This window comes from Okeania sp. SIO2B9, assembly GCF_010672505.1.
In the GTDB taxonomy this organism is placed as follows: Bacteria; Cyanobacteriota; Cyanobacteriia; order Cyanobacteriales; family Microcoleaceae; genus Okeania; species Okeania hirsuta.
In genome coordinates this window covers 1-2,467 of the sequence record NZ_JAAHGK010001145.1, presented here as the reverse complement: position 1 = coordinate 2,467, position 2,467 = coordinate 1, and the positions used below count along the sequence as shown (strand labels likewise).

Sequence of the window (2,467 nt, the reverse complement as noted above, 5' to 3'; positions counted from 1 at the left end):
CAGGGAACAGGGAACAGGGAACAGGGAACAGGGAACAGGGAACAGGGAAAAGTTAATATTAACAAGTAGTTCAAACCATCCAAAATAAAAAATCCCAAATACAAAATCATCAAATCATACCCACCAGTCAGCAACGCCCAAATACCTAATTAGGGTTTGCTGAAACAGTCTTTTTTGAGTAGTAGGGGAGCGGGGAAGTAGAGGAGTAGGGGAGTAATTTTTAGGCTACTCTCCTGCCCAAAATGCTAACTTTTTGAGCATAACATAATAGAGCTGAAAACTAGATACTTTTTCCAGAGCTAAAAAGGCTAAAACCTTTATCTATAAATGCTTTTAGATTTAATCAGCAAGCCCTAATTATATTGAATATTAATTCACTATCTCAAATTTACAGATGTGCCAACTCCTGATTCAAATAATATAAATTATTTGAGAGTTTAGCGATCACGAATTTCTACAATCATGCCTTAATTCAGCAACGCCCAAATTTTTAGGCTGATAGCTGATAGCTAATAGCTGATAGCTAGTTAAGTTACGAGAGGTTCGAACCTAGCCAAAACCTCATCAATTAATTCAGGAGTTGCTTTTTCAACAAAACTTGCACCTCTGGCACTGCAATCAACAGCTCTTAACTGATCCACCAGCACAACACCATGAGTTTGTATCTGAGCAGGCAGTTCAACCTCAAAAGGCCATCCTTTCTTTTTACTGGTGATGGGGCAAACCAAAAGAATTTTGGAAATGCGGTTGTAAAGCAATGGTGATATCACTGCAGGGCGGTAGCCCGCCTGTTCGCTACCAGTTCTTGGATTAAGCTGCAATTGAATGATGTCACCTCGTTCGGGGACAATTCCATCAATTTTTACCAACTTTCTGCTCCCATCGACTCACCCCAATCTAATTCATCATGCTGCATATCTGGAGTAGCCTCTTTAAGTAGCTCCTCAAGGCTGTATTTAGGTTTGGTAGGTGACAGAATAATTTTATTACCTTCTGTAGATATAGAAACAGTTGTTCCTTCTTTTAAGCCCACCTCTTGGATAATCGCTTGCGGAAGTATAACTCCAAGGGAATTACCCCAGATACTAACTTTTCGAGTTACCATAGTTTAAAAATTATATGAAGTTTATAATAAGTTAAATATAGAATTAGTCAGGAAAGAACAATGATTCTATACTAGAAATATGTAGGGACGCTCCATAAAACATCCCTACTTCGTTTTCGGCAGAAATTTTTGGATAACTGTACAACCTGATTTGATTCTACTTAACTAAAGTTGCGATCGCTCTTGCCAAAGCATCCACAGCTTCAGTAACTTCGGCAGCAGTTACAATAAGTGGAGGCACAAAACGCAATACTTTCGGCCCCGCAGGTACGATCAATAAACCCTCATTCATGGCAGCTTTGACTAGATCGATAGAAGTCAACTCCACATCTGCCTTCAACTCCATACCATTAATTAAACCCCAACCGCGCACTTCGCTAAATAGATCGGGATACTTAGTGGCAATAGCATTTAACCCTACTCGCAACTGTTCGCCTCTCTGCTGTACATTTGTCAACAAATTTTCCTGTTCCAAAGTTTGACAAACAGCGAGCGCTACCGAACAAACAAAAGGGTTTCCACCAAAAGTGCTAGCATGACTACCAGGTTCAAAAACATCACAGTGAGATTTGCATAACATTGCTCCAATGGGAATACCTCCACCTAGTCCCTTAGCGGAAGTAAAAATATCTGGCTCGATGCCTAAATTTTCATATCCCCAAAGTTTGCCACTACGACCCATACCTACTTGTACTTCATCTAATATCAAGAGAATGCCTTTCTCGTCGCAAATTTCTCTAATTCTTTGAAAGTAAGCCACATTACCAGGGCGAACACCTCCTTCTCCCTGGAGTGCTTCTAGCATAATAGCTGCAACTTGTCGTTTGTCTTTGTCTAATTCAGCGATCGCGCTTTCTATCGCAGCAATATCATTGTAGGGCACATAATAAAATCCTGGCATTAAGGGGCTAAAACCTTTATGATACTTTGGTTGTCCCGTTGCGGTAATAGTTGCTAGAGTACGTCCGTGGAAACTAGCATGGGCAGTCAAAATTATAGGATTTTCAATATCTAATTTTTCGTGAGCATATTTGCGGGCTAATTTTATTGCTCCTTCGTTTGCTTCTGCTCCAGAATTACAGAAAAATGCTTTGTCGGCACAGGAGTGTTCTGTCAACCACTGTGCCAATTCTCCCTGAACTGGAATATAGTATAGGTTAGATACATGATGTAGTCGTTGAATTTGTTGCGAGACTGTTGCCATCATTACGGGGTGAGCATGACCAAGGGTACAGGTAGCAATTCCGGCAACAAAATCCAGATATTCTTTTCCTTCAGTATCCCAAACACGACAACCTTCGCCCCGTTCAAGAGCAATGGGGAAACGCCCGTAAGTGTTCATTACATAAGCGTTGAAGTTGA

The 2,467-nt window shown here is 40.7% G+C and carries 3 protein-coding genes; all 3 read right to left on the bottom strand.

All coding sequences use genetic code 11. The features are described from left to right. Positions 1-527: 527 nt before the first annotated feature. Positions 528-869 (bottom strand): type II toxin-antitoxin system PemK/MazF family toxin, encoded by a 342-nt coding sequence (locus tag F6K13_RS28270; protein WP_287289170.1) that lies wholly within the window; start codon positions 867-869, stop codon positions 528-530. Further along, positions 863-1,105 (bottom strand): AbrB/MazE/SpoVT family DNA-binding domain-containing protein, encoded by a 243-nt coding sequence (locus F6K13_RS28265; RefSeq protein ID WP_124147404.1) that lies wholly within the window; start codon positions 1,103-1,105, stop codon positions 863-865. The genes F6K13_RS28270 and F6K13_RS28265 overlap by 7 nt, the downstream gene beginning before the upstream one ends. A gap of 157 nt (positions 1,106-1,262) precedes the next feature. After that, on the bottom strand, positions 1,263-2,467 hold a 1,205-nt coding region (locus tag F6K13_RS28260), incomplete at its 5' end, for an aspartate aminotransferase family protein (RefSeq protein WP_287289168.1).

Excerpts from the sequence above, each read along its gene's own strand:
- F6K13_RS28265 (WP_124147404.1), bottom strand. The coding sequence starts at position 1,105 with ATGGTAACTCGAAAAGTTAGTATCTGGGGTAATTCCCTTGGAGTTATA.